This is a genomic window from Enterococcus sp. CR-Ec1 (assembly GCF_002850555.1).
In the GTDB taxonomy this organism is placed as follows: domain Bacteria; phylum Bacillota; class Bacilli; order Lactobacillales; family Enterococcaceae; genus Enterococcus_D; species Enterococcus_D entomosocium.
On record NZ_CP025223.1, the window covers coordinates 1,074,825 to 1,091,155 of the forward strand.

Sequence of the window (16,331 nt, forward strand, 5' to 3'; positions counted from 1 at the left end):
TTCAGTTCCCGCCAGGTCTATATTTTTCATTAGGATCGTACTTCATAAGTATCTTATCTTGTGTTCTGACATGATCAAAGAGATAATTGTCCCCGTCCTTCTTAAAAACAAAAGCTAGCACCTCAGAATATTTTGAATAGCTTGAAGGAACGGTAAAAAATGGTTTTCCAGTGTTATCCATGGTCCTAACAAATTGATCGTATAGTAGGTGAGCTGGGCCCATCCGTTCAATAAACTCATAATAATATCTTTCTAGTGCGTAGGTTCTTTGATGCGCTAATGGTATTTGCATATCAATCACTCCTTACCGAAATTATACGAACGAACGTTCCCGTTGTAAAGCGAACATTAGATTAAGATATACGATTTACGAAAAGCGAGGAAAAGCACATCGATGCGAAGGTAAAATTTGACCACCATTTGACTACCAAATGACTACCAAACAAGAAAAACTACGAAAAACATTGGGGAACTAAAAATACAAAAAAAGCGCTCAAAACCCCTTTAAAACAAGGTTTTGAACACTTAGGAAAAACTACGAAAATCTAATCGATTTAAGCTTATGGAGATGGCGGGAGTCGAACCCGCGTCCAAACATATTGCTACCTAAAAATCTACGCTCATAGTCAACTCATTTGTAGATTCGCTTTACAGCTTGCCGAGTGACAGGCAGTCTGTATCGCTAGTCTGATGATCTCTTTTTTATCTTACAGACGGAAAGATAAAACGTATCCCACTTAGAATAGGACCCTTACTCGAGCACATGGGCGATGCCGAGAGGATCTACGCTAACTGTTTTTAGGCAGCTAAAGCGTAAGAGTTTTCGTTTTTAGCAGTTATATTTAACTGTAACGTTTTAACGTAGACGTAACCTACGAAGCGCAATTCAGGCTCAACTATGCCTGTCGAATCCGTAACATCCCCTTGATAAAAGGGGTATCGCTACCATTCACTAGTATACCATATTTTCGTGCGTGTGCAAAGAATCAGATTAAGTCAAAATGTTTCAGGGCGTGTACGATCCCGCCTTCGGTATTTTTCAAGGTCACGAAGTCTGCCAGCTCTTTTAACTCTTGAATCCCATTTCCCATTGCAATCTTGTGGTCACAAGCTTCTAAAAGGGCGAAATCGTTGCTGCCATCACCAAAGCCAAAGGTAGGTACATCTTCTAGACCCAATAATTCTACCAAGGTTTTTACGCCAGTCCCTTTAGAAGTCCCGGATTTTACGACATCGATTGAAAAGGGCGTATTACGATAAAAAGTTAGTTCGGGAAAACGCTCATGATAATAAGCATCGTTGCCGACACCTAAAACTAACAACATATTGGTCCGATCAGTTTCATAATGCAGAGGATCGATTTCTGGTAGAGGGCTACGGACGTAGTTATATGCACCAACCATTTCCTCGGTGTGACCAGTCGCCCAATAGCCTTTCTCATTGTAATAACACAGCTCATCGCCATTGTCTTTGACGGCTTGGTACATCCTTGCGCAAAGCTCAGGCTCAAGGGTATCGGAAAAAACTTCTTTGCCATCAATGCGGATAAAAGCACCGTTCATGACGATGTTCGAGGTAATACCAGCTGCTTCACGAATAGCGGTAACTTCAGGTTCGGTTCTGCCTGTTGCAATGATCGGCAGTACTTGGTTTTTTCGCAACCTCGCCATCGCCTCAGCAATTTCCGAAGTGATTTGCGAGTGTTCATCTAAAAGTGTACCGTCAAGATCAAAAAAAGTTAATGCTTTATAGGTCATGTATCTTACTCCTAAGGTTTATAGTCATAGTCCACTCACAATCTTATCAAAGATTGAAAAAAAGGCAAACCTTTATGAATAATCGGTGAAGTTGTTGGTAGAAGAAAGAAATTCGAGTATACTATAGGAAGAATGGAGTGAAACGATGATTTTTTTAGTAATTGGCAGCATTTTTTTCTTGATTGGTCTCACTTTTTTTCTTTTTCCATCAAAAAAAATGAACCTTATTTATGGCTACCGTTCCTATCTAGCAAAACAAAATGAACGCAATTGGCGACAGGCCCAAAAACTATCTGCCCGATTCTTTCTGCTTTTTGGCGGAATCATGGCGCTCATTGGGTTTGTCTTGAAATGGCAAGAATGGACCAATTTTTTTCTAGTTGAAATGATCGTGATCCCTTGGTTCATCGTGCCGATCTTTGGCCTGATCGAAGAAAATCTGCAACGATTTGATAAAGAACATAGAGGTGAAGAAAATGAATATATTAATGATTGAAGACAATGAATCTGTTTCTGAAATGATGCAAATGTTTTTCTTGAATGAAGGATGGGAAGCAGTATTTAAATACGATGGCAAAGAAGGACTAGAGGCCTTTGCTGCTGAACCAGACAAGTGGGATATGATCACCCTTGACTTGAATCTTCCTTCCATGGACGGCATGATGGTGGCGCGCGAAATTCGTAAAATCTCTAGTACAGTTCCTATTATTATGTTGACGGCCCGTGATTCAGAAAGCGACCAAGTCATCGGGTTAGAGATGGGGGCGGACGACTATGTGACGAAACCCTTTAGTCCATTGACCTTGATTGCACGGATCAAGGCATTACACCGCCGCAGTGAATTGGTTGAAAAAACAACACCTGAAGCTTCCGATGCCACCTTTGATATCGTCACCGATCATTTCAAAATGAACACAAAAACAAGGGAAGCCTATTTAAATGGCAAACCCATCGATGGGTTGACGCCGAAAGAATTTGATTTGCTTTATACGTTAGCGAAAAAACCGCGACAAGTGTTTTCGAGAGAACAGCTGTTAGAACTGGTTTGGGATTACCAATACTTTGGCGATGAACGGACCGTTGATGCACACATCAAAAAACTAAGACAAAAAATTGAAAAAGTGGGGCCACAGATCATTCAAACCGTCTGGGGCGTTGGGTACAAATTTGATGATGCGGGTGCTGCTTAATGCGCTACCTGTATCAACAGCTGATTGCATTTTTCGTGGTGATCTTCGTGATCTTGATGACGATTGGTATTGCGTTTACTCAAATGACACGCCAAACGTTACAAGAACGGAATTATGAGCAGTTAATGGGGTATGCTTCGTCGGTCGCGACGATTTCGCAAATCAGTGATTCAGAATATTTACAGCAAAATATGACCCGGGATGGCTATCTACAGTATTCCTTGCGTTTGGCTGAGAATATTTTGAGCAACCAAGATATCTCCTTTGCTTTCTTTAAAAGTCCTGATGACATTATTTATCCACTAGATACCGCTCATGCTGTTGATTTTCCGATCTCTGAAAAAGACTGGCAATCCTTAGAAAATGGGGCGCGTCTACAACTGACTTCCGCCACAAATTTATACGGGGAAAAAGAACTGACTTCCTATGTGTTGATACCTTTTTCTGTCAATCGCACGGATTTTTACGGTGTAATGGTGGTTTCGCAATCGGCAAGCAGTATTTTGAATCTTGTCAGTGCTTTTAATCAAAACTTGTTTAAAGTTTGTTTGATCTCGATCGTTGTCTCATTATTGATCAGTTACCTTTTCGCTACGTTCCAAGTAAGACGGATCAATCGAATGAAACGAGCAACCAAAGAAATTACTAATGGCAATTTTGATATTTTCTTGCCGGTGCATAATCGGGATGAATTTGATGAATTAGCCGAAGATTTTAATTTAATGACGAAATCCTTAAAAGAATCCCAAGAAGAAATTGAACGGCAAGAAGAACGTCGTCGGCAATTTATGGCGGATGCTTCTCATGAGATGCGTACCCCGTTGACGACCATCAATGGCTTATTGGAGGGCTTAGAGTACAACGCAATTCCTGAGAATCAAAAAGACAATGCGATCCGCTTGATGAAAAATGAAACCAATCGCTTGATTCGATTAGTCAACGAAAACCTTGACTACGAAAAAATCAGGACCAATCAAATCTCGATGGTCATCAAAAAATTTGATGCGACGCAAACCATCAAAAATCTGTTGACGCAACTGGAGAGCAAGGCAGAAATTGCCAAAGATGTGCTGATTTTAGAAACAACCGAGCCAATCGATGTCTACGCGGATTATGATCGTTTCGTCCAGATCATGGTCAATATTTTACAAAATGCGATCCAGTTTACGGAAGATGGAGAAATTCGGGTCCGAATAGAAAAAGGCTATTTAGAAACGATTATCGAAATCAGTGATACGGGGATCGGTATGTCTGAAGAACAAGTCAAAAATATTTGGGATCGTTACTACAAAGTCGATCCGTCCCGTAAAAACCGTCAATTTGGCGAATCAGGTCTAGGCTTATCAATCGTTGAACAGCTCGTACGCCTGCACAAAGGAAAGATCAGTGTAGAAAGTGAACTTGGCAAAGGCACGACCTTTAAAATCTCTTTTCCAGATATCGACTTAAATGAAGAATAAGGAATCGACCGGCAGCAATTCGCTTAGCCGGTCGATTTTTTTGCGGTTCATTGGCAGCAGCCCAAACAAAAAGACTTGCTTTTGCAAGCAAGCCTTTTTGTATGAGGGCTATGTAAACTATAGATAAGTGGTATAGGGCGTATGGGCAAAGCATTCGTCTTCATGGATCAAATAGATGGCAACAGCAAATTGTTCGGCGATTTCTTGGCACAAAGGTAGCAGGATTTGGACCTCTTCTGTTGTTAACGTGCTCAAGACATTTTCGATTAAAAGGGTTTCTCTTTCTGAAAGTAACGCTAAGAGCAGCTGAATTTTGATCTCCTCAAAGGGGCCTAATTCTGTCCGCTCTTTTTTCAAAGCCGATAAGGGAAGCTGAACATAAGGCAGAACACCCTCTAAATCGCCCCCTTTTTTATTTGCAAGAGATACATTGTCCATGACGGATAAAAAGGGAACGGAAGGCCATTGAGCACGAATCAAGATGGCTTTTTTTTGTGAAAGCAGCAAACTTAATTCAGAAGTTTTTGTTTCATTGTCTTTCGAAACATAATAGAAACCAATTGGTTTCGTTAGCTGAGTTGGTTTTTCCATTGTTTTTTCCTCCAATACAGACTATGTCCGCTGGCAATCAAACCAGTAAAACTGGTAACAGCGGCAAGTAAGACGACAAGTGTGTGGCGTGTGCTTTCAAATAAAATAGCAAGCCAAGTGGTGCTGTTCAAATCGACATTTTGGACCAGAATTTGACTATTCTGCGGAATCGTAATGGCGAATTCTTGTCCAGGAAGACTTTGTACAGCCTCCCAAAAGTTATCAGAAGCACGCTCTCGATCAAGGGCAATGATATGCCCACTGAGTAATTCCCGCTGGAAATAAGGCTGGAAGAGTAGCAATAAGACAAAGGCGATCACAGCGGCTGCTAAGAGCGGCAAGAGCATTTCAATGATCTGCATCGCTACCCATTGTCTGGTGGTGGCGCCACTTGCTAACCAAGCTGTGTATTCCGAGCGTTTATATAATTGATAGTAAACTTGAAAGCAAATAAAGACCAGTGTAAAGGCACTAAAAATCAAATAGAACAGTTGATGATAGATTGTCGTGACTGGTTGGATCTCTTCGGCTACTTTCGTTTGCAGATCTTCTGTCGCCAAGAGATCTCTTGTTTGAGCGATCACTTGATCCATCGAATAGATCAAGGCAAACGTCACGATCAAGCCAATCACGGCAAAGAAGGATACAAGCGTATAAAGCACCATGGCTTTTTTATGATAAAAAATGCTGGCAATCGCAAAATGTATAGTTTTCATCTAAGTCACCTCATCCTAGTACATAGTATAAAAGGGGAGTTTGAATAAAGTATGAAGTTCTTGTAGTAAAATATCGAAGCTAAAAAAGTGGCAAGAAAGTTCGACTTTTTCCTATCAAATAGTGCAAAAAAATCCAGCAAGGCAGGTGCCTTACTGGATTGATTATTGGTTGTTCTTACTTTACTCGCCGCTATCTTGTTCCGTCATCTGCTGGTATTCTTGGAAGGTTTTTGTTTGATACAGATCGACGGTCGATTGATTGCCATTTTGAGAAAAGGCACTAGTTGAATCACTGCCTAGATTCTTTTCAATGTCCATCATTTGCTGAAGGGCGTCTTTGTAGTTATAGGTCGAAGGATCAACTTCTTCTAGACCGCTTTTCGCGTAGAATCGTAAAAGGTCACCATTATTGATCTGATCAGAAACCGAAAGTTGCTTGTCGACTTTGGCTTTCCATTCATCGACTTTGGCTTGCAATTCATCGGATGGATCGTTGATCGGCATGCCGGTACGATTGTCATACAATGTACTGCTGTAGTAGGTGTAGTCTGGTGTCACAAAGTCGCCATCGCGGAAAGCAACCAGTTGTTCGTTTTGATCAGAGAATAAATCTTGTCCTAATTGGATATAGTTTGATGTATCCACACCCAGTAAGTGCAATAGGGTTGGCAAGGCATCGACTTGGCCACCATACGTATGATTGATGCCGCCGTTTGATTGTCCTGGAATATGAATCATATAAGGCACACGTTGTAACGAGGCATTGTCAAAGTTTGTCCATGTAGAACTTGTTTTTCCAAGCAATTCTGCTAAGTTACGGTTACGAGAATTGGAAATTCCGTAATGGTCACCATATAAAACGATGACTGAGTTTTCGTATAAGCCACTTTCTTTCAAGTAATTGAAGAACTCTTCCACGGCTTTATCCAAATAATTCGCGGTTGCGAAATAGCCATTGATCGTTTGATCAGAAGTGTTCGCTAGCGGGAAGCCGCCTTCTTCATTGGTAAATTCAGAATATGGGTAGTGGTTAGAAACCGCAATGAATTTTGAATAGAACGGTTGTTGCAGACGTTCTAAGTATTGTACGGATTGTTCAAAGAACGGTTTGTCATGTAGACCGTATTGGAATGAATTTTCATCATTGACATCATAATAAGATGCGTCGAAGAAATAATCATAGCCAAACCGTTTGTAGGTTTCATTTCGGTTCCAGAAGGTACCGGTATTTCCGTGGAAAACAGCACTGGTATAGCCTTGCGTTTGACCTAAAATATCTGGAGCTGCCTCAAAGGTATTTTTCCCACCCAGTTGAGTGAATAACGCTCCTTGATTCAATCCAAACAGGGAATTTTCGAATAATGTTTCGGCATCACTGGTCTTCCCAGCTTTTACTTGGTGGAAGAAATTATCAAAACTAAAGGTACTATCGCTATGGTATAAACTATTGATAAACGGCATGACTTCATGTTCCACGCCATCTTCATCTTTCAATTTATAATCGATCAAGAATTGCTGAACACTTTCTAAGTGAATATAAATGACATTCTTGCCTTTTGCGATACCGAACAGATCATCATTTGGTTCTGCGTAATGTTCTTTAACATAGCTCTCTACTTCGTTCATGTCGTTGGGACTCGCTTCGGCACGTACTTGCGAAGCTTGATAAGTTTGTACCCCATCATAAACCGTAAAGGCGTTGATCCCAAGGTATTTCACTAAATAGTCACGAGAAAACGTTCGAGTAAGCAGTTCAGGACGATCCGCTTCTGCTAAGAAAAGATTGGCAGAAAAGACCATGACAGCTAAGGTTGAGATCGCAAAAGCCATCCGTGCCCGCACAGGACGAGTGTCCATTTTGATTTTTTTCATTGAAAAGGCTGCAATCAGCACGATAAAGTCAATGAAGTACAACACATCGTAGGGACGGAACAAGCGAATTGCGCTTTCTCCTAGACCACTTGCTACTTTTCCTACACCGAGCATCGTGTTGATGGTGATAAAGTCAGTGAATTCTCGATAGTACGAAACATTAGAGAACAACAGCAGAGTCATCAAGAAATAGATCACAAGCATCGTGATATAAGCTGCTTTGGTTCTTCTTACGTACAATGCGATCGACAGCAACAACAAAGTCGTTGCGATCGGATTGATGAATAAGATGAAGTACTGAATGCTGCTTTCAATACCTAGGTGGAAGTCCACCATATAGGCAAAGATATTTTTTAGCCAAAATAATAGGGCTAATAGGAAAAAAAAGCCCATTCTTGTATTCACAAAGGTGGATACTTTATTTTTTTTCAAAGGAATCGTCCTCTCTTTTTCCAGTATAACCGGTAAATTACGATTTTACATCACAGTACATTTTACTAGGCTGTGAAAGACGTGTCAAATGAATTCCTTGTCATGACGCGGAATTAAGTATTTCTTTACTTTCAAGGATACAGACAATACTGTCGCTTTTTGCTATACTAAAAAGGAGAATGAATGGAGCAGATGAACATGAAAATAAAACTAACGAAGCAAGGATCAGCGAAGCTTCGCAAAAAGAATCCGTTGATCCAACGAGAAGATCTTCAACAAGCAATCGAGACGAAGGAGTGGGTCACCTTTATTGATCAGGCCAACCATTTCTTAGGTGTCGGCTATCTTGGGGAACAAAATAAAGGGATCGGATGGGTCGTATCCTTTGAAGAAACAGTGATCGACCAAGCATTCTTTGCGCAACGCTTTGCGAAAGCAAAAGGCAAACGCATTGCTTACTATCAAGATGACCTGACAGATGCCTTTCGTCTGTTTAATGGCGAGGGGGATCAATTGGGGGGACTTACCGTAGATTTGTATGGCGAGTATGTCGTTTTTTCTTGGTACAATGCCACCCTTTATCAACATAAAAAAGCGATCGTGGCGGCTTTTCGTCAAATATTTCCCGAGATCAAAGGGGCTTATGAAAAAATCCGCTTTACGTCTGAGCTGCCTGAATCAGCATGGGTCTATGGAAAAACGGCACCTGAACCCTTACTGGTGAAGGAAAATGGCGTCACGTATGCGACGTATTTGAACGAAGGACTAATGACGGGCATCTTTTTGGATCAAAAAGAAGTTCGTGGGCAACTTGTTGATGGCTTGGCAGCTGGCAAGACGGTTTTAAATATGTTCAGTTATACGGGGGCGTTTTCTGTCGCTGCTGCTGTCGGTGGCGCTGCTCAAACAACGAGCGTCGATTTGGCAAAACGCAGTCTAGAAAAGACCCGCGAACAATTTGCAGTCAACGGCATTGATCCAGATACCCAGCGTATCCATGTCATGGATGTTTTCAATTACTTCAATTATGCCAGCAAAAAAGACTTGCGCTTTGATGTGATCGTTTTAGATCCGCCGAGTTTTGCCCGCAACAAGAAAAAGGTCTTCTCGGTTGCGAAAAATTATGGCGACTTAGTCACTGATAGTTTGGCGATTTTAGCGCCTGATGGCTTGTTGATCGCCTCAACGAATGCGGCCAATCTTTCACCGAGGAAGTTTCAAGAAATGATCGAAGCATCCTTAGAGAAAGCACACGTTGCTTATGAATGTATTCAAAGTTATCGTCTACCAGCTGATTTTGCGGTAGATAAGCATTTTTCCGAAGGGAACTATCTGAAAGTATTCTTTTATCAAATGAAAAAGGAGTGAAGGAGATGAGCCGATCAAAACCAGTAACGTTAGACGGGAAAACACCGTTGATTTGTGTGCCATTGATTGGGAAAACCAATGAAGAGATCTTGAAACAAGCCATTGCTGCTGAGGAATCAGAGGCACAGATCGTCGAATGGCGTGTTGATCATTACAAACATGTCGAAGACCAGCAAGCGGTCTTAGATGCGTTATCACATATTCGCACGACATTAAAGCACAAAGAGCTGCTCTTCACTTTTCGAACCTTGGAAGAAGGGGGCGAGCGGGCGTTCACATTGACCCAGTACAAAGAATTGTGTTTAGCTGCTGCTGATTCAGGCTTGATCGATTGGATCGATGTCGAATTAGAGAAAGCTGAATTTTTAGGTCGAGCCTTTATTCAAGAAATCAAAAAGGCACAGGTAAAGCTGATATTGAGCAATCATGATTTTGAGAAAACGCCAGAAGATGCTGTGTTGATTTTAAAGATCGGCGTAATGAATCAATTTGGTGCCGATGTTGGCAAGTTAGCGATGATGCCCAAGCAAGTCCAAGATGTTTTACGTTTGATGGGGATCATTACTAAAGCGCGTGGCTTCAACCAACTGCCGTTGGCGATCATGTCGATGGGGGAGCTGGGGAAAATCAGCCGGATTAGTGGGGCATTGACTGGTTCGGTCTTTACTTTTGCTTCGTTGCAAGGTGCTTCAGCACCTGGACAAATACCGATCGAACGAATGACCAACTACTTACAAGAATTTTCACTCAATGAGTAAGACCAGCCAAGGCCTTCTCTTAAAAGAAACCAAAACAAAAGAGGGATAAAATGGCGAAGAAGAAACAAAAAACCAATGCGATCCGTCAAGTAGAACAACAGAAAATCGCTTATAACGAATACACCTATGAGTGGTCGGAAGACCATCTCGATGCGCAATCCGTCGCTGTGCAACTAGCACGCCCGCAAGCCATCTACAAAACGCTGGTGGCACTGGGCAACAAAACAGGTCCGCTAGTGGCTGTGATTCCTGGAAACAGAGAAGTGGATCTGAAAAAGTTAGCCAAAGTCAGTGGAAACAAAAAAGTAGAGATGCTGCATCTGAGAGATTTAGAAGAAACGACTGGCTATATTCGCGGCGGCTGTTCGCCGATCGGGATGAAAAAGCTCTTTCCTACTTATATTGATCGTGGGGCGCAGACACTGGAAGAAATCGTGGTTTCTGCAGGAAAGCGCGGGTTGCAGATGGGGCTTGCCCCACAAGCGTTGCAACAATTGACTAGGGCGATCTTTGCCGATTTGTTGGCACCTGAACACGAATAAAAAATCCCCGTGAACCATCTTGAAATGCCGTTCACGGGGATTATTTTGTACTATTTTATTCCATTACTTCAATATCGAAAACCTCAATATTTTCTAAACCACCATAAAAGTCAAACCATGGAGTGGCATATTGTTTTAGAATGGCGTTTAATTCTTCAACATTTTCTTTCCCTTGGGTGTCCAGCCATTCCAGTAATGCTTTGGCGCCTTGCTTCCCATAGATTTCCACACTATCGCGCCAAGTTGCTCGCCCACCTAAGATTCCTGAGAATTTAGCACCGTGTTGACCAGCAAAGGTCAATTCATCGCGAAAGACATTCGCTGGAACTCCCGCACTCAAATAGATAAATGGCCGAGTCGCGGCGTCACTGGCTTCTTTGAAGTAATTGGCTGCTTCTTCTTGCGTATAGACGGCCTCTAAGCCTTCTTTTTGGAAGCCTTCCACTAAGTCGAACTGAACCGGTACTTCGACTTTCAAAATATCGATATGGTAGTGATCTTTCGTCAATTCCTGAATGGTTCGGATGACCTTGCTCGGTTTGATCTTGGCAAAAGCAGGTGATTTGTCATCTGTGATCTCATCATCATAGACGATCGGTTCCACAAATAAGGGAATATCGGCCGCCTGTGCCTCCGTACCTAAACGCTCCAAAAACGCATGTTTGGTATCTAAAATCTCTTGGGGTTCATCTGGATTATAATAAACCAAGACTTTTGCAGCATCCGCACCTTTTTTCACCAAGCGCTGCAACGATTCATTGGGTAAAATCTCTGGCAAACGACCCGGCGTGTTGACATCATAGCCTGTTTTTTCATAGGAAAGGATCAAGCCAGCATTGGGATTCTTTGCTTCGATCCCTAAGAAGCCATATTCCTCATCTAACAGAATACTGCTGACATATTTGGTCAGTTCTTGGGAAACCAACTGTTTGAATTCATAAATGTGTTCCATCGTAAAGTCATCCGGTCCAGTTGCCGCCTTCATCATTTTTTTCATGGAACCACGTTGGTCGATCGCTAGTGCGGCAATCACACCGTCCTCATTTGAAAGTTTTTGCATTCGTTCAAATTTACCTCTTGAAATTCGTTTCATAAAAAAAACCTCCCTCGATCTTGCTATCTTTAGTCTACGCCTACTTTGAGAAAAACCCAACTAATAAGCAAAAAGAGGGGGAGAACCAGGTGTTCGCAGCTACAGGCCAGGATATTGCTGCGAACACCCGGGTCGTCGATCAATAATTGAAATAACTAGCTGTTTCTGCTGCGTTTTTTCCAGAAACATGACCCGTGCAAAACGCAGCGGTGATGTTGAAACCACCTGTATAACCATTGATATCCAGCAATTCACCGGCAAAATACAAGCCATTGATTTTCTTACTTTCCATGGTCTTAGGGTTGATTTCTTTCAGATGGACCCCGCCGCCCGTCACGAAGGACTTTTCTAATGGGAACGTGCGGACAATGGTGATTGAAAAGCCTTTGATCAAGGAAGCGAGCGCCGTCAACTGTTCCGGTGAGGCTTTTTCAGCAACCAGCTCATGCAAGTCTAGCTGCTGCAAAAAGAAGGTCATCAAGCGCTCAGGCAAAAAGCCAGCTAAAGCATTCGGCAATTGTTTCTTCGAAGCCGCAGACTGAATTAATTCTTGGGTCAAGGCTTCCTGGGCTTTCGTCGGCAGACAATCCAGAACAACCGTCACTGGTTGCTGCTTTTTCAATTCTTGGTTCACAAAAGAGGAACAGCGCAAAGCAGCTGGACCAGATAACCCAAAGTGGGTAAACAAAAGATCCATGGTATGGGCGACGATGGGCTTTCCTTTTTGATCCAAGACGCTCAAGGTGATGTCTTGTAAGGAAATGCCCTGCAAGGTCCGTTCTTGAATAAAAGATTCTTCTGAAACAAGCGGCGATTCGGTTGGATAAAGCGGCGTAATGGTATGCCCGACTTTTTTCGCCATCTTATAGCCGTCCCCCGTCGCGCCCGTGGAAGGATAGGTGCGGCCACCCGTCGTCAAAATCACGCTTGGGGCAGAGAACTCATCGGTTTCGGTTCGTACGCCGCGTATTTGGCTGCCATCATGGATCAGCTTGGTTACGACCGTATTCGTCAACAGGGTGACGTGATGATCGTTGATTGCTTGAAGCAGCGCTTCGACGATGGTTTTTGATTTGTTCGTCACAGGGAACATCCGTCCGTGGTCTTCTTCTTTTAAGACGACACCTAAGTCTGCGAAAAACGCCATTACATCATAGTTATTGAATTGGGAAAACGTACTATACAAAAACTTGCCGTTTCCTGGAATATGAGCAACTAAATCATCTACCGGCCGATTATTGGTTACATTGCAGCGTCCGCCGCCAGTCATCAATAGTTTCTTGCCGATTTTTTTGTTTTTTTCGATTAATAAGACCCTAGCACCTTGTTTGGCAGCGGTGATCGCAGCCATCATACCGCTCGTACCTGCACCAACAACGATGACATCATAGGTTTTTTCCATTCTTCTCACCTCTTTGGGATTGTAACACATCGCCTATGACTGCTGAAAGGAGAGGGCGATTTTTTTCGAATGATAAAAAATTCTGACAATTCTAAAAAAAAGCGTGCAATTTCAGAAAATTTCTTTAAAATAGAAAATATCTTAAAGGAGGTAATGCACTATGACCAAAGCTTCAGCTTACGTGAAAGAAATTCAAGCGAAGATTCACGAGAAAGACCAACACCAACCGGAATTTCTTCAAGCAATTGACGAATTTTTGCCTACGATCGTTCCCTTTTTAGAGGAGCATCCAGAATATATTGAATCAAATATCCTTGCACTCTTAACTGAACCAGAACGTTTTATCCAATTCAGAGTCCCGTGGCAAGACGATCAAGGCAACTGGCAAGTAAACCGTGGCTATCGGATTCAATTCAACTCTGCAATGGGGCCTTACAAAGGCGGTTTGCGTTTTCACCCAAGTGTAAACTTGAGTATTTTGAAGTTTTTGGCGTTTGAGCAAATCTTCAAAAACAGCTTGACGGGTCTGCCGATCGGCGGCGGCAAAGGCGGAAGTGACTTTGATCCAAAAGGCAAATCAGATGCCGAAGTGATGCGTTTTTGCCAAAGCTTTATGACGGAGCTGTCAAAACATATCGGACCTGACCTAGATGTTCCTGCTGGCGACATTGGTGTCGGAGGTCGGGAAATCGGCTATTTGTTTGGTGCCTACAAACGATTGAAACAATACGATGCCGGGATTTTAACCGGTAAGCCACTAGACTTCTGGGGCAGTAAAAACCGCACAGAAGCAACGGGTTATGGCGCTGTTTATTTCGTTAAGCATTTATTGACAGACTTAGGTGAAACATTTGAAGGCAAAAAAGCGATCGTTTCTGGAAGCGGCAATGTTGCGATCTATGCAATTGAGAAATTGCAAGAATTAGGTGCGATCCCTGTCACATGTTCTGATTCCTCTGGTTTTATTTATGACAAAGACGGCATTGATCTGGCCTTATTAAAAGAGATCAAAGAAGTGAAACGCGAACGGTTGACGGCTTACGCCAAGGAACGGCCAACAGCGGAATATCATGAAGGGGCAACTGTCTGGGATTTTGATACTCCAGCGGAATTAGCCTTTCCTTGTGCGACCCAAAACGAGATTGATCTCTCGCAAGCCAAACGTGCAAAAGCCAATGGCGTCCGGGTCGTTTCTGAAGGCGCGAATATGCCTAGCTCATTAGAAGCAGCAGAATATTTTATTGAAGAAGGAATTTTCTACTGCCCAGGAAAAGCAGCCAATGCCGGCGGCGTAGCCGTTTCTGCTTTAGAAATGAGTCAAAACTCCCAACGATTGCAATGGGAAAAAGCCGAAGTCGATGCCAAATTGGATGATATCATGAAGTCGATCTATGAAGCATGCCGTGATACAGCTGAAACCTTCGATCAAAAAAATAATTTTATGTTAGGTGCGAACGTAGCAGGCTTTGAAAAAGTTGCTAAAGCAATGTTTGCTCAAGGACTTGTCTAAAATCACCTGACAGGCTATCTATCAGGAATTACTTGAAAAAAGTTGGAAAAAAACGTAAAGTAGGTAGTGTATGAAAAACTATTTTTTCAAGGAGGACAAATCATGTCACACATCAAGTTTGACTATTCGAAAGTAGCACCATTCGTGAACGAATACGAATTGAGCTACATGCAAAGTCAAGTTACAGCAGCAGACAAACAATTACGCGAAGGAACAGGTGCTGGTAGCGACTTTTTAGGTTGGATCGACCTTCCTAAAAATTATGACAAAGATGAATTTGCGCGTATCAAAAAAGCGGCGGAAAAAATTCAATCTGATTCTGAAGTACTAGTCGTGATCGGGATCGGCGGATCTTATTTAGGAGCGAAAGCAGCGATTGATTTCTTAAATCATTCTTTCTTTAACTTGTTACCAAATGAAGAACGCAAAGCACCACAAATCTTTTTTGCCGGTAATTCGATTTCTTCAACTTACTTAGCAGATTTGATCGAAATCATTGGTGACCGTGACTTCTCTGTGAATGTGATCTCAAAATCAGGAACAACTACTGAGCCAGCGATCGCTTTCCGTGTTTTCAAAGAACGTTTGATTGAAAAATACGGCAAAGAAGAAGCCAACAAACGGATCTACGCAACAACGGATAAAGCGAAAGGTGCAGTAAAAGTTGAAGCAGATGCCGAAAACTGGGAAACCTTTGTGATTCCAGATGACGTCGGCGGCCGTTTCTCTGTATTGACTGCTGTTGGTTTATTACCAATCGCTGCCAGCGGAGCAGATATCGATGCCTTGATGCAAGGGGCAGCAGATGCTAGCGATGCTTACGCAAGTGACGACCTTGAAAAAAATGAAGCGTATCAATATGCAGCAATGCGTAACATCCTTTATCGCAAAGGCAAAGTAACCGAATTGCTGATCAACTACGAACCAGGCATGCAATACTTCTCAGAATGGTGGAAACAATTATTCGGTGAGTCTGAAGGAAAAGACCAAAAAGGGATCTATCCTTCAAGTGCAAACTTCTCAACAGATTTGCATTCTCTTGGTCAATACATCCAAGAAGGCCGTCGCAATATCTTTGAAACTGTCGTAAAAGTTGAAAAACCACGCAAATCAATTGCGATCCCTACACAAGAAGCAGATCTTGATGGTCTTGGCTACTTAGAAGGAAAAGAAGTTGATTTTGTTAATACGAAAGCTTTTGAAGGAACGTTACTTGCCCATACAGATGGGGATGTACCTAATCTGTTAGTAAAAATTCCTACAATGGATGCGTACACGTTAGGTTACACGATGTACTTCTTTGAGATCGCTGTAGGTATCTCTGGTTACTTAAACGGTGTGAACCCATTTGACCAACCAGGGGTTGAAGCGTACAAGAAAAACATGTTCGCCTTACTTGGCAAACCAGGTTTCGAAGATCTTGCAAAAGAATTGAACGAACGCCTATAATTCGACAAAGAAACGCCTTGTGCCAGTTCTGATTGGCTCAAGGCGTTGTTTTATTTTCGCGTTTGTTGTGTTACTAGATAGTTGATCCAAAAAATCAGCGGTCTTCTTTTAATCCCCAAAGCAACGCAGCAGACAATAGTCCAAAGATACAGGTTTGAATAATTGGCATTTGACTCATCTCCTTTTGATTT

15 protein-coding genes and 1 other RNA gene are annotated in these 16,331 nt (G+C 42.3%); 8 read left to right on the top strand and 8 right to left on the bottom strand.

The window, feature by feature from the left end; all coding sequences use genetic code 11:
- Window position 1 precedes the first annotated feature (1 nt).
- From CXM95_RS05135 to CXM95_RS05145, 3 genes are all read right to left on the bottom strand, one after another.
- On the bottom strand, window positions 2–292 hold the full coding sequence (locus CXM95_RS05135) for a DUF5960 family protein (protein ID WP_086299267.1): 291 nt from the start codon (window positions 290–292) through the stop codon (window positions 2–4).
- A 268-nt stretch (window positions 293–560) separates the two neighbouring features.
- Window positions 561–924, bottom strand: a transfer-messenger RNA (tmRNA) gene (gene ssrA / locus CXM95_RS05140).
- A gap of 62 nt (window positions 925–986) precedes the next feature.
- The gene (locus CXM95_RS05145; protein WP_016619858.1) at window positions 987–1,757 is read right to left on the bottom strand and encodes a Cof-type HAD-IIB family hydrolase; all 771 of its coding nucleotides are present in this window, start codon (window positions 1,755–1,757) and stop codon (window positions 987–989) included.
- Between the two features lie 145 nt (window positions 1,758–1,902).
- Here CXM95_RS05145 and CXM95_RS05150 point away from each other — a divergent pair, with 145 nt between their 5' ends.
- From CXM95_RS05150 to CXM95_RS05160, 3 genes are read left to right on the top strand one after another with little or no spacing between them, the layout of a single operon-like run.
- Window positions 1,903–2,253, top strand: a complete 351-nt coding sequence (locus CXM95_RS05150; protein WP_005237201.1) for an SdpI family protein — start codon at window positions 1,903–1,905, stop codon at window positions 2,251–2,253.
- The gene (locus tag CXM95_RS05155) at window positions 2,234–2,947 is read left to right on the top strand and encodes a response regulator transcription factor (protein ID WP_005237200.1); all 714 of its coding nucleotides are present in this window, start codon (window positions 2,234–2,236) and stop codon (window positions 2,945–2,947) included. Before CXM95_RS05150 ends, CXM95_RS05155 begins: the two co-directional genes overlap by 20 nt.
- The gene (locus CXM95_RS05160) at window positions 2,947–4,407 is read left to right on the top strand and encodes a sensor histidine kinase (protein WP_005237199.1); all 1,461 of its coding nucleotides are present in this window, start codon (window positions 2,947–2,949) and stop codon (window positions 4,405–4,407) included. The genes CXM95_RS05155 and CXM95_RS05160 overlap by 1 nt, the downstream gene beginning before the upstream one ends.
- A 117-nt stretch (window positions 4,408–4,524) precedes the next feature.
- Here CXM95_RS05160 and CXM95_RS05165 read toward each other — a convergent pair whose 3' ends face one another.
- From CXM95_RS05165 to CXM95_RS05175, 3 genes are all read right to left on the bottom strand, one after another.
- A complete protein-coding gene (locus CXM95_RS05165; protein ID WP_005237198.1) occupies window positions 4,525–4,998 on the bottom strand; it encodes a hypothetical protein in 474 nt (157 codons plus the stop codon).
- Window positions 4,977–5,714, bottom strand: coding sequence for a hypothetical protein (locus tag CXM95_RS05170; RefSeq protein WP_086299268.1), 738 nt, complete (start codon window positions 5,712–5,714; stop codon window positions 4,977–4,979). Before CXM95_RS05170 ends, CXM95_RS05165 begins: the two co-directional genes overlap by 22 nt.
- Window positions 5,715–5,894: 180 nt before the next feature.
- Window positions 5,895–7,979 carry an LTA synthase family protein gene (locus CXM95_RS05175; RefSeq protein ID WP_016613914.1) on the bottom strand — a complete coding sequence of 695 codons (2,085 nt, stop codon included), beginning with the start codon at window positions 7,977–7,979 and terminating at the stop codon, window positions 5,895–5,897.
- Between the two features lie 237 nt (window positions 7,980–8,216).
- Here CXM95_RS05175 and CXM95_RS05180 point away from each other — a divergent pair, with 237 nt between their 5' ends.
- The 3 genes from CXM95_RS05180 to ybaK are packed head-to-tail and all read left to right on the top strand — an operon-like array spanning window position 8,217 to window position 10,686.
- The gene (locus tag CXM95_RS05180; protein ID WP_010749701.1) at window positions 8,217–9,386 is read left to right on the top strand and encodes a class I SAM-dependent rRNA methyltransferase; all 1,170 of its coding nucleotides are present in this window, start codon (window positions 8,217–8,219) and stop codon (window positions 9,384–9,386) included.
- A 5-nt stretch (window positions 9,387–9,391) separates the two neighbouring features.
- Window positions 9,392–10,144 carry a type I 3-dehydroquinate dehydratase gene (gene aroD, locus CXM95_RS05185; protein ID WP_008377653.1) on the top strand — a complete coding sequence of 251 codons (753 nt, stop codon included), beginning with the start codon at window positions 9,392–9,394 and terminating at the stop codon, window positions 10,142–10,144.
- Between the two features lie 50 nt (window positions 10,145–10,194).
- Complete coding sequence (ybaK, locus tag CXM95_RS05190; RefSeq protein ID WP_008377655.1) at window positions 10,195–10,686, top strand: Cys-tRNA(Pro) deacylase; 492 nt, start codon at window positions 10,195–10,197, stop codon at window positions 10,684–10,686.
- A 55-nt stretch (window positions 10,687–10,741) separates the two neighbouring features.
- Here the strand turns inward: ybaK and CXM95_RS05195 are convergent, their stop codons facing one another.
- Both CXM95_RS05195 and CXM95_RS05200 read right to left on the bottom strand, forming a co-directional pair.
- Window positions 10,742–11,779, bottom strand: coding sequence for a tagatose 1,6-diphosphate aldolase (locus tag CXM95_RS05195; protein WP_005237193.1), 1,038 nt, complete (start codon window positions 11,777–11,779; stop codon window positions 10,742–10,744).
- Window positions 11,780–11,918: 139 nt separating this feature from the next.
- A complete protein-coding gene (locus tag CXM95_RS05200) occupies window positions 11,919–13,181 on the bottom strand; it encodes an NAD(P)/FAD-dependent oxidoreductase (RefSeq protein ID WP_016613916.1) in 1,263 nt (420 codons plus the stop codon).
- 160 nt (window positions 13,182–13,341) lie between these two features.
- On the opposite strand from CXM95_RS05200, the gene gdhA reads away from it, so the two are divergent.
- Window positions 13,342–14,691: an NADP-specific glutamate dehydrogenase gene (gdhA, locus tag CXM95_RS05205; RefSeq protein ID WP_086299270.1), complete on the top strand. Its 1,350-nt coding sequence runs from the start codon at window positions 13,342–13,344 to the stop codon at window positions 14,689–14,691.
- A 102-nt stretch (window positions 14,692–14,793) separates the two neighbouring features.
- Window positions 14,794–16,140: a glucose-6-phosphate isomerase gene (locus tag CXM95_RS05210; protein ID WP_005229134.1), complete on the top strand. Its 1,347-nt coding sequence runs from the start codon at window positions 14,794–14,796 to the stop codon at window positions 16,138–16,140.
- Window positions 16,141–16,331 lie beyond the last annotated feature (191 nt).